The 20,756-nt window shown below is 62.1% G+C and carries 18 protein-coding genes; 16 read left to right on the top strand and 2 right to left on the bottom strand.

Features of this window, described 5'->3' with window-relative positions:
- The first annotated feature begins 31 nt into the window (after positions 1-31).
- Positions 32-883 (top strand): flagellar motor stator protein MotA, encoded by an 852-nt coding sequence (gene motA / locus ACYAS9_RS28015; protein ID WP_463571752.1) that lies wholly within the window; start codon positions 32-34, stop codon positions 881-883.
- A 3-nt stretch (positions 884-886) separates the two neighbouring features.
- Positions 887-1,900: a flagellar motor protein MotB gene (motB, locus tag ACYAS9_RS28010; RefSeq protein WP_463571750.1), complete on the top strand. Its 1,014-nt coding sequence runs from the start codon at positions 887-889 to the stop codon at positions 1,898-1,900.
- Positions 1,901-1,936: 36 nt separating this feature from the next.
- Here motB and rsgA read toward each other — a convergent pair whose 3' ends face one another.
- On the bottom strand, positions 1,937-2,968 hold the full coding sequence (gene rsgA, locus ACYAS9_RS28005) for a small ribosomal subunit biogenesis GTPase RsgA (RefSeq protein WP_463571748.1): 1,032 nt from the start codon (positions 2,966-2,968) through the stop codon (positions 1,937-1,939).
- Positions 2,969-3,108: 140 nt separating this feature from the next.
- Here rsgA and orn point away from each other — a divergent pair, with 140 nt between their 5' ends.
- Both orn and ACYAS9_RS27995 read left to right on the top strand, forming a co-directional pair.
- Positions 3,109-3,642 carry an oligoribonuclease gene (gene orn / locus ACYAS9_RS28000; protein ID WP_463571746.1) on the top strand — a complete coding sequence of 178 codons (534 nt, stop codon included), beginning with the start codon at positions 3,109-3,111 and terminating at the stop codon, positions 3,640-3,642.
- Between the two features lie 117 nt (positions 3,643-3,759).
- Positions 3,760-4,371: a trimeric intracellular cation channel family protein gene (locus ACYAS9_RS27995; RefSeq protein ID WP_463571745.1), complete on the top strand. Its 612-nt coding sequence runs from the start codon at positions 3,760-3,762 to the stop codon at positions 4,369-4,371.
- Positions 4,372-4,444: 73 nt separating this feature from the next.
- Here ACYAS9_RS27995 and queG read toward each other — a convergent pair whose 3' ends face one another.
- Positions 4,445-5,566: a tRNA epoxyqueuosine(34) reductase QueG gene (gene queG, locus ACYAS9_RS27990; RefSeq protein ID WP_463571743.1), complete on the bottom strand. Its 1,122-nt coding sequence runs from the start codon at positions 5,564-5,566 to the stop codon at positions 4,445-4,447.
- Between the two features lie 63 nt (positions 5,567-5,629).
- On the opposite strand from queG, the gene ACYAS9_RS27985 reads away from it, so the two are divergent.
- The 12 genes from ACYAS9_RS27985 to ACYAS9_RS27930 all read left to right on the top strand — a co-directional run bounded on the left by ACYAS9_RS27985 (position 5,630) and on the right by ACYAS9_RS27930 (position 20,670).
- The gene (locus ACYAS9_RS27985; protein WP_463571741.1) at positions 5,630-7,126 is read left to right on the top strand and encodes an NAD(P)H-hydrate dehydratase; all 1,497 of its coding nucleotides are present in this window, start codon (positions 5,630-5,632) and stop codon (positions 7,124-7,126) included.
- Positions 7,114-7,584, top strand: coding sequence for a tRNA (adenosine(37)-N6)-threonylcarbamoyltransferase complex ATPase subunit type 1 TsaE (gene tsaE, locus ACYAS9_RS27980; RefSeq protein WP_463571739.1), 471 nt, complete (start codon positions 7,114-7,116; stop codon positions 7,582-7,584). The genes ACYAS9_RS27985 and tsaE overlap by 13 nt, the downstream gene beginning before the upstream one ends.
- 26 nt (positions 7,585-7,610) lie before the next feature.
- Positions 7,611-9,032 (top strand): N-acetylmuramoyl-L-alanine amidase, encoded by a 1,422-nt coding sequence (locus ACYAS9_RS27975; RefSeq protein WP_463571737.1) that lies wholly within the window; start codon positions 7,611-7,613, stop codon positions 9,030-9,032.
- Positions 9,029-10,990 carry a DNA mismatch repair endonuclease MutL gene (gene mutL, locus ACYAS9_RS27970; RefSeq protein ID WP_463571735.1) on the top strand — a complete coding sequence of 654 codons (1,962 nt, stop codon included), beginning with the start codon at positions 9,029-9,031 and terminating at the stop codon, positions 10,988-10,990. The genes ACYAS9_RS27975 and mutL overlap by 4 nt, the downstream gene beginning before the upstream one ends.
- A complete protein-coding gene (gene miaA, locus ACYAS9_RS27965; protein ID WP_463571733.1) occupies positions 10,991-11,962 on the top strand; it encodes a tRNA (adenosine(37)-N6)-dimethylallyltransferase MiaA in 972 nt (323 codons plus the stop codon).
- Between the two features lie 92 nt (positions 11,963-12,054).
- On the top strand, positions 12,055-12,315 hold the full coding sequence (gene hfq, locus ACYAS9_RS27960) for an RNA chaperone Hfq (protein ID WP_056840661.1): 261 nt from the start codon (positions 12,055-12,057) through the stop codon (positions 12,313-12,315).
- Positions 12,316-12,327: 12 nt separating this feature from the next.
- Positions 12,328-13,629, top strand: a complete 1,302-nt coding sequence (hflX, locus tag ACYAS9_RS27955) for a ribosome rescue GTPase HflX (RefSeq protein ID WP_463571731.1) — start codon at positions 12,328-12,330, stop codon at positions 13,627-13,629.
- 96 nt (positions 13,630-13,725) lie between these two features.
- Complete coding sequence (hflK, locus tag ACYAS9_RS27950; RefSeq protein WP_463571729.1) at positions 13,726-14,913, top strand: FtsH protease activity modulator HflK; 1,188 nt, start codon at positions 13,726-13,728, stop codon at positions 14,911-14,913.
- The gene (gene hflC / locus ACYAS9_RS27945; RefSeq protein WP_463571727.1) at positions 14,913-15,782 is read left to right on the top strand and encodes a protease modulator HflC; all 870 of its coding nucleotides are present in this window, start codon (positions 14,913-14,915) and stop codon (positions 15,780-15,782) included. Before hflK ends, hflC begins: the two co-directional genes overlap by 1 nt.
- A gap of 270 nt (positions 15,783-16,052) precedes the next feature.
- Positions 16,053-17,237: an ATP phosphoribosyltransferase regulatory subunit gene (locus tag ACYAS9_RS27940; protein WP_463571725.1), complete on the top strand. Its 1,185-nt coding sequence runs from the start codon at positions 16,053-16,055 to the stop codon at positions 17,235-17,237.
- Positions 17,238-17,291: 54 nt separating this feature from the next.
- Positions 17,292-18,584 (top strand): adenylosuccinate synthase, encoded by a 1,293-nt coding sequence (locus ACYAS9_RS27935; RefSeq protein ID WP_463571724.1) that lies wholly within the window; start codon positions 17,292-17,294, stop codon positions 18,582-18,584.
- Between the two features lie 151 nt (positions 18,585-18,735).
- Entirely contained in the window at positions 18,736-20,670 is a 1,935-nt protein-coding gene (locus tag ACYAS9_RS27930) for a methyl-accepting chemotaxis protein (RefSeq protein ID WP_463571722.1), read from the top strand.
- The last annotated feature ends 86 nt before the right edge of the window (positions 20,671-20,756 follow it).

The raw sequence follows: 20,756 nt of genomic DNA, 5'->3' as shown, positions 1-20,756 counted from the left end.
CTGAATCCGACTGAACAAGTATTTTTTACCTATGGCTAAAATCATCGGCATTATTGTCGTTTTCGCGAGCGTTCTCAGCGGATACGTGCTGTCTCACGGTCAGATCATGGCGTTGTTCCAGCCGTTTGAAGTCCTGATCATCGGGGGCGCGGCACTGGGTGCCTTCTTGCAGGCCAACCCGGGTCATATGACCATGCATGTGTTTAAAAAGTCGCTGAAGATGTTCAGTACGCGCTTTACCCATGCCTATTACCTTGAAGTGCTGGGGCTGATCTACGAGATCCTCAACAAGAGTCGCCGCGAAGGCATGATGGCCATCGAAGGTGACATTGAAGAGCCGGCGTCCAGCCCGATCTTTGCCAAATACCCAGGTGTTCTCAAAGATGACCGCATGACGGCCTACATCTGCGATTACCTGCGCATCATGTCCTCCGGCAACATGGCCCCGCACGAGCTTGAAGGCCTGTTCGACATGGAATTGCTGAGCATGAAGGAAGAGCTCGAGCATCCTTCCCATGCAGTGACCGGGATCGCCGACGGCATGCCCGGCTTCGGTATCGTCGCGGCGGTACTCGGTATCGTGGTGACCATGGCCTCGCTGGGTTCCGGCGACAAGGCCGCGATCGGTCAGCACGTGGGTGCGGCGCTGGTCGGTACCTTCTTCGGTATTCTGGCGGCCTACGGCTTCTTCGGCCCGCTGGCCACTTCCCTGGCACACGATGCCAAGGAAGAAATGAACGTCTACGAATGCATCAAGGCGTCGCTGGTGGCCTCTGCTTCCGGCATGCCGCCTTCACTGGCCGTCGAGTTCGGCCGCAAGGTTCTGTACCCGGCACATCGCCCCAGCTTCAGCGAGCTGGAACAAGCTGTACGCGGTCGTTAAGCCATGGAAAATAATCAGCCGATAATCGTCAAGCGGGTCAAGCGCTTCGGTGGTGGACACCACGGCGGCGCCTGGAAAATCGCCTTTGCCGACTTTGCGACGGCGATGATGGCGTTCTTCCTGGTGCTGTGGCTGATGTCGGCCGCCACCCCGGAAGAGCTGGTGGCGATTGCCGGCTATTTCAAGGACCCGGTCGGCTTCAGCGACAGTGGCTCGCCGTACGTGATTGACCTGGGCGGCTCGCCGGAAATGGCCCCGGACCGCTCGCTGAACCCCGAGATCAAAAGTACCCCAAGCCCGGACACCGTGCCGATCGAGTCCGACGACGCCGAGGCCAAGGCCGATCAGGTCGAGAAAGAGCGTCTTGAGATGCTCCTGCAAGAACTGCAGAACAAGGTCGAACAAAGCCCGCAACTGCAGAAATTCAAGGACCAGATCCTGCTTGAAATTACCCAGGACGGCTTGCGTATCCAGATTGTGGATGCCGACAACCGGCCGATGTTCGACTCCGGCAGTGCGCGGCTCAAGCCGTATTTCGAAGACATCCTGCTGGCCCTGGCCGACACCATCAAGGATGTGCCGAACAAGATCAGCGTCAGTGGTCACACCGATGCCAAGCCTTTTGTCGGCAGTGGCGAATTCGGCAACTGGGAGCTGTCGTCCAACCGTGCCAACGCTGCACGTCGGGCGCTGGTGGCGGGCAGCTATCCGGAAGCGCAAGTGGCGCGGGTGGTGGGTTATGCCTCTTCGGCCTTGTATGACCGTAATCAGCCGCAGAACCCGATCAACCGCCGCATCGACATCGTGGTGCTGACCAAAAAGGCCCAGCAGCTTATCGACGGCGATCAGGGAACCGGTACCGCGCCTGCAGGTACGCCGGCTGCGCCTGCAACACCGGCGCCGCCGGGTGCCTCGAACGCTGCGCCGGTCGACCCGCAGGCCGGCGCCCAGCCGCATGAGGTTCGCCAGCGGCTGAACCTGTTCGAGCAGGGCAACGCACGGGCACCGGGTCAATAACGGTTGTAAAGGACCGGCCGGGCGCCGGTCCTGCGATCAATATTCTTCTTGCGGCAGGCTGGCCAGAATCGAACGGTAGCTGTGCATCCGCTGCGCTGAAATACGACCCTCTTCCAGTCCCTTGAGCAGCGCACAGCCCGGCTCGCGATCATGCTTGCAATCGCGAAAGCGGCAGGTGCCGATCAGGTTGTTGAACTCGATGAAACCCGCTTCGACATCGTGACGGCTGACATGCACCAGGCCGAATTCGCGGATGCCCGGTGAGTCGATCAGCTCGCCGCCATTAGGGAAATGGAACAGGCGTGCGGTGGTCGTGGTGTGCGTGCCTTGCCCGGAAAACTCCGACAGCGGCCCGACCCGGGTGCCGACTTCCGGCAGCAGGCTGTTGACCAGCGAAGATTTACCCACACCGGACTGGCCGACAAATACGCTGACCTGCCCGTTCAGGCGCTCTTCGAGTTGCTGCATGCCGTCGCCTTGATGGGCGGACACTTCCAGCACCGGATAGCCCAGGCCGCGATACACCGACAGCAGCTCGTTGAGGAAGACCGAGTTCTGCTCGTTGATCAGGTCGGCCTTGTTGAGCAGCAGCAGCGGATGAATGCCGGCATGCTCGGCGGCCACCAGATAGCGGTCGATCAGGTTGGCGTGCGGCTCGGGCATCGGCGCGAAGACAATCACGATCAGGTCGACGTTGGCCGCCACCGGCTTGAGCTGGCCGCGTGAATCGGGCCGGCACAGCTCGGTGCTGCGCGGCAATTGCGCAACGATGACGCCGATGCCCTGGTTGCCGGCTCGCCACACCACCTGGTCGCCGGTGACCAGCGCCGGCAGGTTGGCGCGCAGGTGGCAGCGGTAGGTCTGACCCTGTTGCTCGCCTTCCTGCGCTTCGACTTCGACCTGAACGCCGAAGTGGGCAATCACCAGGCCGACCTGTTCAGGGCCCAGATCGCCCCCTTCGAGGATTTCGACCGCCTGGGATTCCCGTTTGGCGGCGCGAGCGGCGCGCTCGCCCTGGATCTTTTCGATGCGCCAGTTCTGGCGGCGATTGAGTTGGCGTTTGGCCATGGATACTTCCGATGTGTGAGGCCCGAACCGCGCCGTGTGGCTGCGTTCGGCCCGCAAAAATGAACAGCTTGGGATGCAAGGGGCCGATACTAGCACGCCGGGCTAGGCTAAACTGCGCGCCTACGCTGAGGAGCCCAAACATGCAGAGCAAGAGCAACCTGATCTGGATCGACCTGGAAATGACCGGTCTCGATCCCGACCATGACGTCATCATCGAGATGGCCACCATCATTACCGACAGCGAGCTCAACACCCTGGCCGAAGGCCCGGTGATCGCCATCCACCAGAGCGATGAAATCCTCGCCGGCATGGATGAATGGAACACTCGCCAGCACGGCGGTTCCGGTCTGACCCAGCGGGTGCGCGAGAGCACGATCAGTAACGACCAGGCCGAAGCCCTGACCCTGGACTTCATCAAGCAATGGGTGCCGGAGCGCAGTTCGCCGATCTGCGGCAACAGCATCTGCCAGGACCGCCGCTTTCTGTACCGGCACATGAAAGGCCTGGAAAACTACTTCCACTACCGCAATCTGGATGTCTCGACGCTCAAGGAACTGGCCGCGCGCTGGTCGCCGGAGCTCAAGTTCAAGAAAGGCAGCACCCACCTGGCACTGGACGACATTCGCGAATCCATCGCCGAGCTGCGTTTCTATCGCGAACACTTCATCAAGTAGCCGCCGGGTTTACAGAGGCGAACGGGTTCACAGGTGCAGCGAATAAACATCGCTGCACCCTTTCAGTGCGCCGGGCGGCTGGGTAGACTGCGCGGCTTTGTCGCCGGGACTGCCGCCATGTTGTTGATGCTTTATCTGATTGCCATCACTGCCGAGGCCATGACCGGCGCACTGTCTGCCGGGCGTCGCGGCATGGACTGGTTCGGCGTGGTGCTGATTGCCTGTGTCACCGCGCTGGGTGGCGGCTCGGTGCGCGACGTGCTGATCGGCCATTACCCGCTGACCTGGGTCAAACACCCGGAATACTTGGTGCTGACCAGCGTGGCGGCGCTGGTGACCATCTTTATCGCGCCCTTGATGCGTCATTTGCGCTCGCTGTTTCTGGTGCTCGATGCCCTGGGGCTGGTGGCGTTCACGCTGATCGGCTGCATGACCGCACTGGAAGCCGGCCACGGCATGTTGATCGCCTCGGTGTGCGGCGTGATCACCGGCGTCTTTGGCGGCATCCTGCGCGATATTTTCTGTAACGATATCCCGCTGATCTTCCGCCGCGAACTGTACGCCAGCGTCTCGTTTCTGGCGGCGTGGTGTTTTCTGTTATGCGGCTACTTCAACGTGCCGAGCGAGCAGGCGATTCTGATCACCTTGTCGGGCGGGCTGCTGCTGCGTTTATTGGCCATCCGCTTCAAATGGGAAATGCCCAAGTTTGTTTATAAGGATGATCATTAGTAGGAGCGCGCTTGCCCGCGACCGAGTGCGCTAGCGCTCGCAAAATCTCGGAAACGCCACACATTTACGACTGCTAACGCAGCCGGTCGAGGTGGTCCGGCATTCCAGCAAGCGCGCTCCTGCTGGCGTGCTGCCCGATAGCCCACTCCACGTGTTCTCTGACCATTTCGGAGGGATAGTCGCGGCGCGCTTCAAGGGCTTGCAGCACGCTTATAGTCGAAGGCGCGTTGCCCAGGCCGACGGCGAGGTTGCGTAGCCAGCGTTCGTAACCGGCGCGGCGCAGTGGCGAACCTTCGGTGCTGGACAGAAAGCGTTCTTCGTCCCACATGAACAATTCGGCCAGGCCTGCATTGTCCAGGTTGTGGCGCGGCTGAAAGTCGCTTTGCTCGGTCGGCTTGGCGAAGCGGTTCCAGGGGCAGACGATCTGGCAGTCGTCGCAGCCGAACACCCGGTTGCCGATCAGCGGCCTCAGTTCCTCCGGAATGGCGGTCTTGAGTTCGATGGTCAGGTACGAAATGCAGCGCCGCGCATCCAGCACATAAGGGCCGACGAAAGCGTTGGTCGGGCAGATGTCCAGGCAGGCGGTGCAGCGTCCGCAGTGTTCGCTGGCATGCGGCGCGTCGACCGGCAAAGGCATGTCGACGAACAGTTCGCCCAGAAAAAAGAAGCTGCCGGCCTTGCGGTTGAGCACCAGGGTGTTCTTGCCGATCCAGCCTAGACCGGCCTGTTCGGCAATGGCCTTCTCCAGCACCGGCGCGCTGTCGACGAAGGCGCGAAAGCCGAATGGCCCGATGTCCTGCTGAATGCGCTCGGCCAGTTGTTGCAGGCGCTTGCGCACCAGCTTGTGGTAATCGCGGCCCAGGGCGTAGCGCGACACATAGGCTTTTTCCGGCTCGCCAAGCCGCTGGTTCATCTCGGTGTCGCCCGGCAGATAGTCCATGCGCAGCGACACCACGCGCAAGGTGCCGGGCACCAGTTGCTCGGGATGGGAACGTTTGCTGCCGTGAGCGGCCATATAGTCCATCTCGCCGTGGTAGCCCGCGTCGAGCCAGCGCTGCAAGTGCTGTTCGTGCTCATCCAGCGCCAGCCCGCTGATGCCGACTTGCTGAAAGCCCAGTTCACGGCCCCAGGTCTTGATCGACTGGGCAAGGGCGGCAAGATCGTCGTCGGTCAGGTGTGCAGTAGTAGCGGGCATGCGAAAGGAGAAACCAGGGCCAAGGTGCGTATAATTCTGCCAGACATTGGAGTCCATAAGCGCATGCCAGACACTCAAGCCCATTTACCCGACGCGCTGTACAGCGCCGCACAGGTGCGCGACCTCGATGCGCGGCTGATCAATGCCGGTACGCCGGGGCTGGAACTGATGCAGCGCGCCGCCCACGCCACCTGGCGCGCGATGCGCCGGCGCTGGTCTGATCCGGCCGTCCTGAGCGTGCTGGCCGGGCATGGCAACAATGCTGGCGACGGCTATCTGGTCGCCGGGCTGGCGCACAAGGCCGGCTGGTCGGTGCGAGTGCTGGCGGTCGGTGATCCGGCGGCCCTGCGCGGCGATGCGGCGGCCGCTCATGCCGAGGCGCAGGCCCTGGGCGTCGAGATCGTGCAGTGGCTCGGCCAGCCGCTGGTCGGCATAGTGCTTGATGCGCTGCTCGGCACCGGGCTGGCCGGTGACGTGCGCGAACCCTACAAAAGCGCTATCGAAGCGATCAATGCCGCCCACCTGCCGGTGGCCGCTGTCGATATTCCCTCGGGCCTGTGTGCCGACACCGGGCGGGTATTGGGCTGCGCGGTGCGCGCCGACCTGACGGTGACGTTTATCGGCCTCAAGCTTGGCCTGTTTACCGCCGAGGCGCCGGATCTGGTCGGGCACCTGGTATTCGATGATCTGCAGGCGGACCCGCAATCAATCGCTGATGTGCCTGTCAGCGCCACGCGCCTGGACAGCTTTAACCTGCCGCCGCTGGCGCCACGCCCGCTTACTGCGCATAAGGGCCAATACGGCCGGGTGCTGGTGATCGGTGGCGACCACGGTTTCGGCGGTGCCGCGTTGTTGAGCGCCGAGAGTGCCCTGCGCAGCGGCGCCGGCATGCTGACCCTGGCGACTCGCCCCGAGCATGTGCCGGCAGCGCTGGTGCGCATGCCCGAGGTGATGAGTGCCGGGGTAAGTTCGGCCAATCAATTGATGGGCCTGATTGATGCGGCCAGCGTGCTGGTGGTCGGGCCGGGACTGGGACAGGGCAGTTGGGGGCGTAGCCTGTTATCGGCGGCAGCCAGTAGCAACAAGACGCAGGTCTGGGATGCCGATGCGCTTAACATGCTCGCCGTCGGCCAGGCCAGTATCCCGCACAAAGGCGTGATCACTCCGCACCCTGGCGAGGCCGCGCGCTTGCTGGGCATCGAAACCGCTGAGGTCCAGGCCGATCGACCCGCCGCCGCGCGGGCACTGGCGAAAAAGTATCAGGTTGTGTGTGTATTAAAGGGCAACGGCAGTCTGATCGCCGATCCTGAAGGGCGTCTGGCCCTGTGTGATCGTGGCCATCCGGCCATGGCCAGTGCCGGGCTGGGCGATGTGCTGGCCGGCTTGATCGGCGCATTGCTGGCCCAGCACATGGCGCCGTTCGAGGCGGCCTGTCTGGGTGTCTGGCTGCATGCCAGGGCCGGTGAAGAGTCAGGTCAGGCGGGCCGCGGCCTGCTTGCCAGTGACCTTGTCGCTGTTATTCGTCGCTTGTTGGAGGAGCATCAACCGTGTCTGAAATAACCCTGCAGGTGAATGGCGAAGACGCCATGACGGCCTTGGGTGCGCAGCTTGCGCAGTGTGTCGGCGCCAAGGGCGTGATTTTTCTCGAGGGGGATCTGGGGGCAGGCAAGACCACCTTGTCACGCGGTATGATCCGCAGCCTGGGGCATCAGGGCGCGGTGAAAAGCCCGACCTTTACCTTGGTCGAGCCCTATGAAATCGGTGCGTTGCGGGTCTTTCACTTCGACCTGTATCGGCTGGTCGACCCCGAAGAACTTGAGTTCATGGGCATCCGCGATTACTTCGACAGCGATGCGGTGTGCCTGATCGAATGGCCGGCACTGGGTGCAGGCTTTTTGCCAAAGCCCGACCTGACCATTACCATTAGGCACCAAGGCCAGGGTCGCGCTGTGACCCTGAGCCCGCAAGGCTCGCGTGGCGAGGGCTGGTGCACGGCTCTGGCCACGGAACTCAATTAGAAATGCCAATAGATATGGGGAAAAGTATGCGCATGCGCGCGCCGCTGGCGGTGCTTGGTTTGCTGTTGATGGCCCTCGCCGTGGATGTATGGGCGGCGGCCACCCAGGTACGCAGTGTTCGCCTGTGGCGTGCACCGGATAACACCCGTCTGGTGTTCGACCTGACCGGGCCGGTGCAGCACAGCGTCTTCACGTTGACTTCGCCGGACCGGCTGGTGATCGATATCAATGGCGCCACGCTGGGCGGGCCGTTGAATATCGCCACGGCCAATACGCCGATCACCAGCATGCGTTCGGCGCAGCGTACGCCGACGGACCTGCGCGTGGTCATCGACCTGAAAAAGGCGGTGACCCCCAAGAGCTTTACCCTGGCGCCCAACCAGCAGTACGGCAACCGTCTGGTGGTCGACCTGTTCGATGACGCCGCCGATGCCAATCCGGCGCCGACCCTGCCTGAAACCACGGTAGCGACGGCGCCGGCGGTGCCGATCAGCCCGGCCAAGCCGGAGATCAAGCTGACCCCGCTGCCTAGCGGCAAGCGTGACATCGTGGTGGTGATCGACGCCGGTCACGGCGGCGAAGACCCTGGCGCTTCGGGCGGCAAGGGGCAGATAGAAAAACACGTGGTGTTGTCCATCGCCAAAGAGTTGCAGCGCCAGGTCAACGCCGAAAAAGGCTATCGCGCCGAACTGACCCGCACCGGCGATTACTTCATTCCGCTGCGCAAACGTACCGAGATTGCCCGCGCCAAGGGGGCTGACCTGTTCGTGTCGATTCATGCCGATGCCGCGCCGTCCAAAGCCGCATTCGGTGCTTCGGTGTTCGCCTTGTCGGACCGTGGTGCGACGTCTGAAACCGCGCGCTGGCTGGCCGACAGCGAAAACCGCTCCGACCTGATCGGCGGGGCCGGCGCGGTCAGCCTGGACGACAAAGACCGCATGCTGGCGGGCGTGCTGCTGGACCTGTCGATGACCGCTTCGCTGTCGTCGAGCCTTAACGTGGGCCAGAAGGTATTGAGCAGCATCGGCCGGGTGACCTCGCTGCACAAGTCGCGGGTCGAGCAGGCCGGCTTCATGGTGCTCAAGTCGCCGGACATTCCGTCGATTCTGGTCGAGACCGGCTTTATCTCCAACGCCAACGAGGCCAACAAACTGACCTCGGCGTCGCACCAGCAGGCGCTGGCGCGCTCGATCAACACGGGCGTCAAGCAGTTCTTCCAGCAGAACCCGCCCCAAGGCACGTACATCGCCTGGCTGCGCGACAACGGCAAGCTGGCCCAAGGCCCGCGCAACCATGTCGTAACCTCCGGCGAAACCCTGGCCATGGTTGCGGCACGCTATGACATGAGCGTCGCCACCCTGCGCAGCGCCAATTCGCTGAAGACCGATGAGCTGCGCGTCGGCCAGGACCTGCGTATTCCCAGCTCCGAGGTTGCTGCCCAGCCATGACCGATCTGCTTGCCGACAGTGTGCCTGTCGAAGAAAGTGACAGCGCAACCGAGGCGGCGCGTATCCAGTTGCTCAGCCCGCGGCTGGCCAACCAGATCGCCGCTGGCGAGGTGGTCGAGCGCCCGGCGTCGGTGATCAAGGAACTGCTGGAAAACAGCCTCGACTCCGGTGCCCGGCGCATCGATGTGGATGTCGAGCAGGCCGGTGTCAAATTGCTCAAGGTGCGTGATGACGGGCGCGGCATTGCGGCCGATGACCTGCCGCTGGCCCTGGCCCGTCACGCAACCAGCAAGATTCGTGAGCTAGAGGACCTGGAGCGGGTCATGAGCCTGGGCTTTCGCGGTGAGGCACTGGCGTCGATCAGTTCGGTGTCGCGCCTGACCCTGACCTCTCGCACCCAAGGCGCCGATCAGGCCTGGCAGGTCGAGACCGAAGGCCGTGAAATGAATTCGCGGGTCCAGCCTTCGGCGCATCCGGTCGGCACGTCGGTTGAAGTGCGCGACCTGTTCTTCAATACGCCGGCCCGGCGCAAGTTTCTCAAGGCCGAGAAGACCGAATTCGATCACCTGCAAGAAGTCATCAAGCGCATGGCGCTGGCGCGTTTCGATGTCGGCTTTCACCTGCGTCACAACGGCAAAAGCGTGTTGAGCCTGCACGAAGCCCATGACGAAAACGCCCGGGCGCGGCGCGTCGGGGTGATTTGCGGGCCGGGCTTTCTGGAGCAGGCGCTGCCGATCGATATCGAGCGCAATGGCTTGCACCTGTGGGGTTGGGTCGGTCTGCCGACGTTTTCCCGTAGCCAGGCCGACTTGCAGTATTTCTTCGTCAACGGCCGTGCGGTGCGCGACAAGCTGGTCGCCCACGCCGTGCGTCAGGCGTACCGCGATGTGCTGTTCAACGGTCGTCACCCGACCTTCGTGTTGTTTCTGGAGGTCGATCCGGCCGCTGTGGACGTCAATGTCCACCCGACCAAGCATGAAGTGCGCTTTCGTGACGGGCGCATGGTGCACGACTTTCTTTATGGCACCTTGCACCGTGCGCTGGGTGATGTGCGCCCGCAGGATCATCTGGCCGACACCCAGGCCGAGCCCGAGGCGCCGCGGCCTACCGGTGTTGCGGCCGGTGAATTCGGCCCGCAGGGTGAAATGACCCTGGCAGCCCATACGCTGGAGCGTCCGCAAGGCTCGGCTTATGCGGGCGGTGCAGGTTCGGCCCCTGGTTCGGGAGCCGGGGCGGGCTATCAATACACCCCGCGCCCGACCTCCGGGCTGCCGACGGCTGAAACGCAAAACGTCTACCGTGAATTCTTTTCGCCGCTGCCAGGCGCAACCTCCGCGCAGGCGCCTGCCGCGCTGCCGGAGTCCGGTGGCGATGTCCCGCCGCTGGGCTACGCCCTGGCGCAGCTCAAGGGGATTTACATCCTCGCTGAAAACGCCCATGGCCTGGTGGTGGTCGACATGCATGCCGCTCACGAGCGGATCATGTACGAGCGCCTCAAGGTGGCGATGGCCCAGGAAGGCCTGAGCGGCCAGCCGCTGCTGGTGCCCGAATCGCTGGCGGTCAGCCAGCGCGAAGCCGATTGTGCCGAAGAGCATCTGGAAACCTTCCGGCAACTGGGCTTCGAGCTGCATCGCCTGGGCCCGGAAACCCTGGTGATCCGGCAGATTCCGGCGCTGCTCAAGCAGGCCGAAGCCAACCGGCTGGTCAGCGATGTGCTGGGCGACCTGATGGAATACGGCACCAGCGACCGGGTGCAGGCGCACCTGAACGAGCTGCTCGGCACCATGGCCTGCCACGGCGCTGTGCGTGCCAACCGGCGCCTGGCCATCCCGGAAATGAACGCCTTGCTGCGCGACATGGAACACACCGAGCGCAGTGGCCAATGCAACCACGGACGGCCCACCTGGACCCAGATGGGTCTTGATGATCTGGACACACTCTTCCTGCGCGGTCGTTGAATGAACGCTTTACCTCCGGCCATCTTTCTCATGGGGCCAACCGCCGCAGGCAAGACCGACCTGGCCATCGAACTGACCAAAGTCCTGCCTTGCGAGCTGATCAGCGTCGATTCGGCGCTGGTCTATCGCGGCATGGACATCGGCACCGCCAAGCCTTCGAAAGAGCAACTGGCACAGTATCCGCACCGGTTGATCGACATTCTCGACCCGGCGCAGAGCTACTCGGCGGCCGATTTTCGTCGCGATGCACTGGAGGCCATGGCGCAAATAACCGCACGCGGCAACATTCCTTTGCTGGTCGGCGGCACTATGTTGTATTTCAAGGCTCTACTGGAGGGCCTGGCCAACATGCCATCCGCCGATGCCGAGGTCCGGGCCCGGCTCGAAGCCGAGGCAAAGGCGCATGGCTGGCAGGCATTGCATGATCAGTTGGCAGCGGTTGACCCGGTGTCCGCTGCACGCATCCATCCCAACGACCCGCAGCGTCTGATCCGGGCGCTTGAGGTGTATCGGGTCAGTGGAATGAGCATGACTGCGCATCACGAGCAACAAATTGCGCAAAGTGCCGATGGATCAGCATCGGGACAGGGGCAATTGCCCTATACTGTCGCCAACCTCGCGATAGCACCGGCTGATCGCAAGGTCTTGCATGACCGAATCGCATTACGTTTTGTGCAAATGCTGGAACAGGGATTTCTGGATGAAGTACTGGCATTGCGCTCAAGGACTGACCTGCATGCAGGGCTGCCCTCTATAAGAGCCGTTGGTTATCGCCAGGTCTGGGATCATCTGGATGGAAAGCTGACACGTGAAGAAATGCAGGAGAGGGGCATCATTGCCACGCGCCAACTGGCCAAGCGGCAGTTTACCTGGCTACGCAGCTGGGAAAATCTGCACTGGCTTGACAGCCTGGATCGCGACAATCTGCCACGCGCCTTGAAATACCTGGGATCGGTCTCCATATTGAGCTGAGTCCTTGCAATTGCCGTCTATCCTTGGGGGGTGGCGGCCCAAGCCTATCGAATTCGTTTTTATCATTATTGATCCTTAAAGGAGTGCGGCACATGTCAAAAGGGCATTCGCTACAAGACCCTTACTTGAATACCCTGCGTAAAGAGAAGGTCGGCGTCTCGATCTATCTGGTCAACGGTATCAAGCTGCAAGGTACGATCGAGTCGTTCGATCAGTTCGTCATTCTGCTGAAAAACACTGTCAGCCAGATGGTCTACAAACACGCTATTTCCACCGTGGTGCCGGTTCGTCCAATCCGTCTGCCAAGCGCTTCGGAAACCGAAGCCGGTGATTCCGAGCCCGGTAACGCCTGATAGGAGCCTGCCTTGTTCTTTGAGCGCCACAGCGGTGGTGAGCGGGCGATCCTCGTTCATCTGGAAGGTCAAGACCCTGAGGCGCGTGAAGATCCGCAGGAGTTTCAGGAGCTGGCTCTCTCGGCAGGTGCCGATACCGTCGCGTTTATCAACGTGCCGCGTCATCGGCCATCGGCCAAATACCTGATCGGAAGCGGTAAGGTCGAGGAGCTTCGCGACCAGATCAAATCCGGTCATGTCGATCTCGTGATTTTCAATCACACCCTTACGCCCAGCCAGGAGCGTAACCTCGAACGTGTCTTCGAATGCCGGGTGCTCGACCGCACCGGGCTGATCCTCGATATCTTTGCCCAACGCGCCCGTACCCATGAAGGCAAGCTGCAGGTCGAACTGGCCCAGCTTGAGCACATGAGTACGCGTCTGGTTCGCGGCTGGACTCACCTTGAGCGCCAGAAGGGCGGTATCGGCCTGCGTGGTCCGGGTGAAACCCAGCTCGAAACCGACCGTCGTCTGCTGCGGGTTCGCCTGCGGCAGATCAAGGGCCGGCTGGAGAAGGTGCGCAGCCAGCGTGATCAGGCGCGGCGCGGGCGCAAGCGCGCAGACATCCCGTCGGTCTCGCTGGTGGGTTACACCAACGCCGGCAAGTCGACGCTGTTCAATGCCGTCACCGACTCGGATGTCTACGCCGCCGATCAGTTGTTCGCAACCCTCGACCCGACCCTGCGCCGTCTGCAACTCGACGACCTGGGGCCGATCGTGCTGGCCGACACCGTAGGTTTCATCCGGCATCTGCCGCACAAGCTGGTAGAGGCCTTTCGGGCGACCCTTGAAGAATCGAGCAACTCCGATCTGCTGCTGCATGTGATCGACTCCCATGAGCCCGAGCGCATGGCGCAGATCGAGCAGGTCATGGCGGTGCTGGGCGAGATCGGTGCCGAGGGCTTGCCGATCCTTGAGGTGTATAACAAACTCGATCTGGTTGAGGGCGTCGAGCCGCATATCCAGCGCAATGCCGAGGGCAAGCCCGAGCGTGTATGGTTGTCGGCACGCGATGGTCGCGGTCTTGGGCTGCTTAAGCAGGCTATTGCCGAGTTGCTGGGCGAGGATCTTTTCGTTGCCACCTTGCGCTTGCCGCAGGGGCTTTCGCGTTTGCGGGCACGGTTTTTTGAACTGGGCGCCGTGCAAAGCGAAGAGCACGACGATGAAGGGTCGAGCCTGCTGGCCGTTCGCTTGCCGCGTGTCGAACTCAATCGACTGGTGAGTCGCGAAGGATTGCAGCCGCTGGAATTTATTGAACAACACACTTTGCAATAAAAGCCCGGGAAAGCGATTACACGGCTTTCCCGGGCATTCTGTAGCATGGGGCGGCGCGCCGAGGGCGCGTCTTTGCTTTATCAGATGGAGAGCGCTATGGCTTGGAATGAGCCGGGTGGCAACTCGAATAATCAGGATCCCTGGGGTGGCAACCGTCGTGGTGGCGACCGCAAGGGGCCGCCGGATCTCGACGAAGCCTTCCGCAAGCTGCAGGACAGCCTGAAGGGGTTGCTCGGTGGTGGTAAGAAACGTGGTGGCGATGGCAGTGGCAGCGGTGGCGGCGGCTCGAACAGAGGCGGCGGTTTCGGCTTGCTCGGCATCGGCCTGTTCGTGGTCCTGGCCTTCTGGCTGTACAACGCCATCTATGTTGTGGATGAACAGGAGCAGGCTGTCGTCCTGCGGTTCGGCAAGTACTACGAAACCGTAGGGCCGGGCCTGAACATCTATTTCCCGCCGTTCGATCGCAAGTACATGGAAAACGTCACCCGCGAGCGCGCCTACAGCAAGCAAGGTCAGATGCTGACCGAAGACGAAAACATCGTCGAAGTGCCGCTGACCGTGCAATACCGGATTTCCAACCTCCAGGACTTCGTGCTCAACGTCGACCAGCCTGAAATCAGCCTGCAGCACGCCACTGAAAGTGCGTTGCGTCATGTCGTGGGTTCCACGGCGATGGACCAGGTCCTGACCGAAGGCCGTGAACTGATGGCCAGCGAAATCAAGGAGCGCCTGCAGCGCTTCCTCGACACTTATCGCACCGGTATCACCATCACCCAGGTCAACGTGCAGAGCGCGGCAGCCCCGCGTGAAGTGCAGGAAGCGTTCGACGACGTGATCCGCGCCCGTGAAGACGAGCAGCGTTCGCGCAACCAGGCCGAAGGCTACGCCAATGGCGTGATCCCCGAAGCCCGTGGTCAGGCACAGCGCATCATCGAAGACGCCAACGGATATCGCGATGAAGTGATCTCCCGCGCCAAGGGTGAGGCCGACCGCTTCACCAAGCTGGTTTCCGAATACCGCAAGGCACCGGAAATCACTCGCGAGCGTCTGTATCTGGAAACCATGCAGCAGGTCTACAGCAATACCAGCAAAGTGCTGGTGAGCGGCGACAAGGGGCAGAACAACCTGCTTTACCTGCCGCTGGACAAGATGATCGACAACACCCGCAGCGGCAACAACACCGCGTCGCCTGCGACCGGTAGTTCGTCTTCCGCGAACTCCGATGCCGGCACCCGGGCGACCGAGATCCAGCAGCGTGAGACGCGTACCAGGGAGAGCCGCTGATGAGCAATAAATCACTGTTCGCACTCATCGTGGGCGTGGTGCTGGCGATCGTCGCCTGGAACAGCTTCTACATCGTGTCGCAGACCGAGCGTGCCGTACTGCTGCAATTTGGTCGTGTTGTTCAGGCCGATGTCCAGCCGGGTCTGCATGTGAAGGTGCCTTACGTCAACCAGGTGCGCCGTTTCGACGCCCGCCTGCTGACGCTGGATGCGCCGACCCAGCGGTTCCTGACCCTGGAAAAGAAAGCCGTGATGGTCGATGCCTACGCCAAGTGGCGGGTCAAGGACGCCGAGCGTTTCTACACCGCGACCTCGGGTCTCAAGCAGATTGCCGACGAGCGCCTGTCGCGTCGTCTGGAATCGGGCCTGCGTGACCAGTTCGGCAAGCGCACCCTGCACGAAGTCGTGTCGGGCGAGCGTGACGCACTGATGGCTGATATCACCGGCTCCCTCAACCGCATGGCGGAGAAAGAGCTGGGTATCGAAGTCATCGATGTGCGCGTCAAGGCCATCGACCTGCCCAAGGAAGTCAACCGCAGCGTGTTCGAGCGTATGAGCACCGAGCGTGAGCGTGAGGCTCGTGAGCACCGCGCCAAGGGTAACGAGCTGGCTGAAGGCATCCGTGCCGATGCTGACCGTCAGCGCCGTGTACTGCTGGCTGAAGCCTATCGCGAGTCTGAAGAGGCGCGTGGTGAGGGTGATGCCCAGGCCGCTGCGATCTACTCCAAGGCTTACGGCCAGGATCAGGAGTTCTACTCGTTCTATCGCAGCCTGATGGCTTACCGCGAAAGCTTCTCGAGCAAGAACGACGTGCTGGTGCTGGACCCGAAAAGCGAGTTTTTCCGCTACCTGGAAAAGGTCAAGCCTTGATCTGAATCACCCCGCTGGGCGGCAAAACCGTCCGGTGGGGTGATCGGATGCAAAAACGTGTGTATGATGCGGCAGCCGGGAATTTCCCGGCTTTTTTGCGTCTGCACGATTGATTGGTCGCAACCCTGTGGGTATGCGGCAGGATTTTTCGAGGAGAGTGGTCCGAGGCCTGTTCTCGGGTATTTGTCGTGCCCGTCGTATGGCTCCTGCTCTCTGCTTTACTCAAGGCTTGCCGCACGGCTTGCCGCCCGCACAAAGGGGAATGGCTTAATGGCAACGGTTGACCGCTGGCTGCTACCAGATGGCATCGAAGAAGTACTGCCACCGGAAGCTGCGCGTATCGAAGTCGCGCGGCGTCGGGTGTTGGATCTGTTCCAGAGCTGGGGCTATGAATTCGTCGTCACTCCGCATATCGAATACCTGGAGTCGCTGCTGATCGGCGCAGGTTCCGACCTGGACCTGCGCACCTTCAAAGTGATCGATCCGCAATCGGGTCGGCAGATGGGCTTTCGGGCCGACATCACGCCGCAGGTGGCGCGCATCGACGCCCATACCCTCAAGCGCGAAGGGCCGACCCGTTTGTGCTATGCCGGCAGCGTGCTGCACGCCAAGCCGCGGGCGTTGTCCAATTCGCGTAGCCCGATCCAGTTGGGCGCCGAGTTGTATGGCGATGCCAGTACAAGCAGTGACGTTGAAGTCATCAGCCTGATGCTGGGCATGCTGCAACTGGCCGAAGTGCCGGATGTGCACATGGACCTGGGGCACGTCGGCATCTATCGTGGTCTGGCGCGTGCGGCCGGTTTGTCCGGTGAGGTCGAGCAGCTGCTGTTCGATGCGCTGCAGCGCAAGGCCATCGATGAGGTCGTGACATTGACTGCCGGCCTGCCGGCTGACCTGGCGACCATGCTGCAGGCGCTGGTTGACCTGTGCGGTGGCCGCGAAGTGCTGACAGCCGCGCGCGAGCGTCTGGCTGCAGCGCCTGCGCCAGTGCTGGCGGCCCTGGACGACTTGCTGGTGGTGGCCGAGCGCCTGACGGCACGTTTCCCGGAGCTGCCGTTGTATTTCGACCTCGGCGAGTTGCGCGGCTACCACTACCACACCGGTGTGGTGTTCGCAGCGTTCGTACCGGGCGTCGGCGAATCCATCGCGCAGGGCGGTCGTTACGATGACATCGGCGCAGACTTCGGTCGCGCCCGCCCGGCGACGGGCTTTTCCACCGACCTGAAAACCCTGGTGACTCTGGGGCAGGCTGAAATCGAACTGCCGTCCGGCGGTATCTGGGTGCCGGACAGTACCGATTCGACGCTCTGGCAGCAGGTCTGCCAGTTGCGCAAAGACGGGCAGCGTGTGGTCCAGGCCTTGCCTGGGCAGCAGGTGAGCGCCGCGCGAGAAGCTGGCTGCGACCGGCAATTGATCCAGCAGGGCGAGCACTGGCAAGTATTGCCGCTGGCCTGAGTTATTCCTGCCGGCGCCGCCGGTACCAAGTTTGCGTGAATGAGGACAAGTGTTATGGGTAAGAATGTCGTAGTCCTGGGCACCCAATGGGGTGATGAGGGCAAAGGCAAGATCGTTGATCTGCTGACCGAACATGCTACCGCCGTAGTGCGTTACCAAGGTGGCCACAACGCTGGCCACACGCTGGTGATCGACGGTGAAAAGACCGTATTGCACCTGATTCCGTCCGGTGTGCTGCGTGAAGGCGTGCAGTGCCTGATCGGTAACGGTGTCGTGGTCGCACCCGACGCGCTCATGCGTGAAATCACCAAGCTCGAAGAGAAGGGCATTCCGGTTCGCGAGCGCCTGCGCATCAGCCCGTCCTGCCCGCTGATCCTGTCTTACCACGTCGCGCTGGACCAGGCGCGCGAGAAAGCTCGTGGCGAACTGAAGATCGGTACCACCGGTCGCGGCATCGGCCCGGCTTACGAAGACAAGGTTGCCCGTCGCGGTCTGCGCATCGGTGACCTGTTCCATCGCGAGCGTTTCGCCGCCAAGCTGGGCGAGTTGCTGGACTACCACAACTTCCAGCTGGTCAATTACTACAAAGAGCCGGCCATCGACTTCCAGAAAACACTCGACGAGTGCATGGAATACGCCGACCTGCTCAAGCCGCTGATGCTCGACGTCACTGCCGCCCTGCACGAATTCCGTCGTGACGGCAAAGACATCATGTTCGAAGGTGCCCAGGGTTCGTTGCTGGACATCGACCACGGTACTTACCCGTACGTGACCAGCTCCAACACCACCGCCGGCGGCATCGCCACCGGTTCCGGTTTTGGTCCGCTGTACCTGGATTACATTCTGGGCATCACCAAGGCCTACACCACTCGCGTCGGTTCCGGTCCTTTCCCGACCGAACTGTTCGACGACATCGGTGCGTTCCTGGCCAAGCGTGGTCACGAGTTCGGTTCGACCACCGGCCGTGCGCGTCGCTGCGGCTGGTTCGATGCCGTGATCCTGCGTCGCGCCATCGAAATCAACAGCATCTCGGGCATCTGCCTGACCAAGCTGGACGTGCTCGACGGTCTGGAAACCATCAACATCTGCGTCGGCTACGAAAACGAAGACGGCGCAGTGATCGATGCGCCGACCGACTCTGACAGCTACATCGGCCTGCGTCCGGTGTACGAGCAGATGCCGGGCTGGAGCGAGTCGACCCTGGGCGCCAAGACCCTGGAAGACCTGCCGGCCAATGCGCGTGCCTACATCAAGCGCATCGAAGAGCTGGTCAACGCACCGATCGACATCATCTCCACCGGCCCGGACCGCAACGAGACCATCGTGCTGCGTCACCCGTTTGCCTGATTGATCGCTGCTGTAAAACACAAAGGGCCGCTATTGCGGCCCTTTGTCGTTTCTGCTTGATCCACGTCTTGTTAGCGGCATGGCAATTGCTGTAGAAACGTCAGAAAAAGTGCCATCACTTTAATGGCGTTTAGTGCTGGGGGTGTCTCCTGTGTCAGCTGTCCTTTCTCTTCTACGTAGTCGCTTGCTGCGCCCGGTATTCATCGCGCTTGGTATCGCTCTTTTGGTGCAGGTTCTGATCGCGGTTGCGCTGACGCGAAGCACGGTCACTGCGCTGGAGGCTGATCTGGCGCAGAGCCTGGGTGTAGATTCGCAACAGCTGTCTTCGCAGCTGGAGCAAGCCAGTAACGAAGTGGCGTCCAGCCTCAATGCGTTGTCGGTCAATACCCAGCAGCGTCTCAGTCAGGGGCTGTCCACTCGTCTGAAGGATGAGCAGGCGCAATTGCGTGCCACGCTGGAAAAGAACCTGCGCGAATCGACCAACGACATGGCCGAGCTGCTGGCAGCCGTGGCGCCGCGGGCCATGTGGGACAACGACACGCCAACCCTTTCGGAGTTTGCCCGGCGTGCGCAGCGCAATCCCAATGTGCTGTTCGTGGTCTACGACGATGCGGCGGGTGAGCACTTGACCCGTTATCTGGATCGCGACAATGCCACGATCAAGATGTTGCTGACCAAGGGGCAGGGCGAGCGGGCCATGGACAAGGTGCTCGATGCCGCCAGGACCGATCCGGCGGTGTATTACGTCGAGGCCCCGATCAGTCCTAATGGGGTCGAGATCGGCAAGGTGCGCATGGGCGTATCGACCACCGCTGTCGAAGAAAGCCTGGTCGCGCTGGACAAGCGTTTTGCCGCCCTGATTACCAGTGGCGAGCAACTGGTGTCGGCCAGCCTGACCAGTGCCTCGGCTGATAGCTCGGCCGCCTTGCGCAGCCGCTTGCAGGCTGCACACAGCACCGCCGACACCATGGCTAGTAATACCCGGCTGGCAGTCAAGGAAGCGGCAGAATCGCTGCGCTGGAGAATTGGCTTGAGCCTGGCTCTGGTCGGGCTGGGTGTGCTGCTGTTGGTGGCGGTCGTGCTGGGTCATCGAGTGGTCAACAAGCTGCGGCTGCTGATTGCGGCGCTGAATGATCTGGCCGCTGGCGAGGGCGACCTGACCAAGCGTGTGCGGCTCGACAGCAATGACGAAATTGGCGACATGTCGGCGGCGGTCAACCGTTTCGTCGACAAGCTGCAGCCTATCGTGCGCGAGGCTGGCGAAGTGGCGCAACGTACCGGTGTCGAGATCGGCGTGATGAGCGAGCGCAATGCCGGTGCCGATGCGGCCGCCGAGTTGCAGCGCGATGAAGTCGCGGCCAGCCTGCAGGCGCTGGAGCGCATGGCCGATGAGGCGCAGAACGAAAGCCAGGCCATGCAGGCGGCGTTGCGCCAGGTGGTCGACATCAAACAGGCGACCGACGAAAACACTCGCACCTCCAATCAGGTCGGCGGCCTGATCGAGGCGTTGGCCGGGCAGGTCGAGACCGGTGCGCAGGTCATCGAGCGTCTGGCTCAGCAAAGCCAGCAGATCGAAGTGGTACTTGAAGTGATTCATGGAATCGCCGAGCAGACCAACTTGCTGGCCCTGAACGCGGCCATCGAAGCGGCACGCGCCGGTGAGACCGGGCGCGGCTTCGCGGTGGTGGCCGATGAAGTGCGCGCCCTGGCGAGCAAGACCCAGAGTTCGACCGGCGACATTCAGGCGCACATCGGCGCGTTGCAACGTGGCGCCAAAGAGGCGGTGGCAGCCATCGATCAAGCCGGTCGGCAGGCCAAGGAGGGGCTTGCGGTGCTGCGTGACAGCACGCGCTTGCAACAGTCGGTACAGGAGTCGGTCGAGCAGGTGCATGCGGCGATTGGTCTGGCGACCCAGGCCGCCGTGCATCAGGCGCAAGGCGCGCAAGCGGTGCGTGGCCGGGTCGAGGTGATTCATGCCCAGGCAGAGCGCGCCGCCAAGGCGGTGTCGGAAACCACGGCCAGCGGCAAGGTGCTCAATGGTCTGGCGGCGCAACTGAAGGCCAGCCTCGGGCAGTTCCGGGCCTGATCGAATGCACTGTCCGGCGTGGCCCATGGCTGCGCCGGATCCTGTTTGCGAGGTTGGGCGGGAAGAGTGGGGCAGAAAACCCATAT

The sequence above is a fragment of the Pseudomonas sp. HP_08 genome (genome assembly GCF_055284095.1).
This window is presented reverse-complemented; position numbering and strand designations above follow the sequence as displayed.

What these genes read in the sequence shown, in the direction of transcription:
- motA (WP_463571752.1), top strand. Translation starts at nt 32, where the DNA reads ATGGCTAAAATCATCGGCATTATTGTCGTTTTCGCGAGCGTTCTCAGC.
- motB (WP_463571750.1), top strand. Translation starts at nt 887, where the DNA reads ATGGAAAATAATCAGCCGATAATCGTCAAGCGGGTCAAGCGCTTCGGT.
- rsgA (WP_463571748.1), bottom strand. Translation starts at nt 2,968, where the DNA reads ATGGCCAAACGCCAACTCAATCGCCGCCAGAACTGGCGCATCGAAAAG.
- orn (WP_463571746.1), top strand. Translation starts at nt 3,109, where the DNA reads ATGCAGAGCAAGAGCAACCTGATCTGGATCGACCTGGAAATGACCGGT.
- ACYAS9_RS27995 (WP_463571745.1), top strand. Translation starts at nt 3,760, where the DNA reads ATGTTGTTGATGCTTTATCTGATTGCCATCACTGCCGAGGCCATGACC.
- queG (WP_463571743.1), bottom strand. Translation starts at nt 5,566, where the DNA reads ATGCCCGCTACTACTGCACACCTGACCGACGACGATCTTGCCGCCCTT.
- ACYAS9_RS27985 (WP_463571741.1), top strand. Translation starts at nt 5,630, where the DNA reads ATGCCAGACACTCAAGCCCATTTACCCGACGCGCTGTACAGCGCCGCA.
- ACYAS9_RS27975 (WP_463571737.1), top strand. Translation starts at nt 7,611, where the DNA reads ATGCGCATGCGCGCGCCGCTGGCGGTGCTTGGTTTGCTGTTGATGGCC.
- mutL (WP_463571735.1), top strand. Translation starts at nt 9,029, where the DNA reads ATGACCGATCTGCTTGCCGACAGTGTGCCTGTCGAAGAAAGTGACAGC.
- miaA (WP_463571733.1), top strand. Translation starts at nt 10,991, where the DNA reads ATGAACGCTTTACCTCCGGCCATCTTTCTCATGGGGCCAACCGCCGCA.
- hfq (WP_056840661.1), top strand. Translation starts at nt 12,055, where the DNA reads ATGTCAAAAGGGCATTCGCTACAAGACCCTTACTTGAATACCCTGCGT.
- hflK (WP_463571729.1), top strand. Translation starts at nt 13,726, where the DNA reads ATGGCTTGGAATGAGCCGGGTGGCAACTCGAATAATCAGGATCCCTGG.
- hflC (WP_463571727.1), top strand. Translation starts at nt 14,913, where the DNA reads ATGAGCAATAAATCACTGTTCGCACTCATCGTGGGCGTGGTGCTGGCG.
- ACYAS9_RS27940 (WP_463571725.1), top strand. Translation starts at nt 16,053, where the DNA reads ATGGCAACGGTTGACCGCTGGCTGCTACCAGATGGCATCGAAGAAGTA.
- ACYAS9_RS27935 (WP_463571724.1), top strand. Translation starts at nt 17,292, where the DNA reads ATGGGTAAGAATGTCGTAGTCCTGGGCACCCAATGGGGTGATGAGGGC.